The 1,233-nt window shown below is 34.3% G+C and carries 2 protein-coding genes; one reads left to right on the top strand and one right to left on the bottom strand.

The features are described 5' to 3' along the window. On the top strand, positions 1-560 hold a 560-nt coding region (locus tag FOT98_RS31490; RefSeq protein ID WP_260851161.1), incomplete at its 5' end, for a methyl-accepting chemotaxis protein. 215 nt (positions 561-775) lie between these two features. Here FOT98_RS31490 and FOT98_RS31485 read toward each other — a convergent pair. Beyond that, on the bottom strand, positions 776-1,233 hold a 458-nt coding region (locus FOT98_RS31485; protein ID WP_144291274.1), incomplete at its 5' end, for an Rpn family recombination-promoting nuclease/putative transposase.

The raw sequence follows: 1,233 nt of genomic DNA, 5'->3' as shown, positions 1-1,233 counted from the left end.
CTATCACTAACATTGCCGAACAAACCAATCTTCTCGCATTAAACGCTGCTATTGAAGCTGCGCGTGCTGGAGAAAATGGAAAAGGGTTTGCAGTAGTTGCAGCCGAAGTAAGGAATTTAGCAGAGAAGTTGAAAGAGTCCGCAAATGAAATTAATCATTTAATACAATTGATTCAAACAAATACAAAAGATACGGTGAATGTCATGCAAAAAGGTCAACAAAAGGCTACAGAAGGAAAAGAAGCTGCTTATCAAGCAGATCAAGCATTCTCATCTATTATGGTGGCTATTAATAAAATCACTAGCCAAATTCAAGAGGTATCTGCAGCAACAGAAGAAATGTCTGCTGGTACAGAAGAAGTTAATGCTTCTATATCAAGTGTTTCTGAAACTGCAACACAAATAGCTAAAGAAACCACTCAAACTGTACAGTCAATCCAATCACAAGCGGCATCAATTGAGGAAGTATCAAATCAATCTAACAACATAAAAGAAAAAGTAGAAGCATTATCAGAATTAGTTTCAAAATTTATTATTGAAACGCAAAAAAATGGAAAATAAAATAGGATAAACATAAAAAAACTACAGGTTCTTAATCAATTACAGACCTGTAGTTTTTTATTATGATTTATCTATTTTCAACCTTGGCCTTCTTTTTTGTAAAACGAAGTGAAAGTAGGAGTAGTTCAAATCTTTTCAAACATTAACTATACTTCCTGGTGGCGGTCACTAAAAAATAATACCTACAAGTATTTGTAGTTGTTACTTTTAATTATTTAGGCTTGTAAAATATTTCGTATTTCTTCTATACGTAAATTTGTAAACTTTGCAATATCTTCTATTGGCATTCCGTTTTTATGCATACCACGAATAAGTTGCATTTTCCCTTTTTCAATCCCTTTTTGTTCTGCATAAGCAAACTTTGCGGCTTCATCCATCAACGCTTTCTCCCTTGCTTCATACGCTTGTCGGAAAGAAGAATCTTGACTCATACGTTCCCATTTATTCATCGCTTTTTGTAAAATAGGGTCTTGGTTCATCGCAATATCCTCCAATGTTTGAGTTAATTGTTCATCCTCATTCGCTGGAAGTAATAACAACCAACGAACAAAAGAATCTTCCCAGGGATTAACTTGTTCATTCCGCCACTGTTGCATGAGTTTTGGAATCTCCACAATATGAACTTCAATATCATCACTTAACTTCTTTTGTTGTTGCTGATTCCATAAGATTC

The organism is Bacillus sp. HY001 (genome assembly GCF_007558965.1).
GTDB lineage: Bacteria > Bacillota > Bacilli > Bacillales > Bacillaceae_G > Bacillus_A > Bacillus_A mobilis.
The sequence above is the reverse complement of the archived record's forward strand: the minus strand, read 5'-3'. Positions and strand labels throughout refer to the sequence as shown.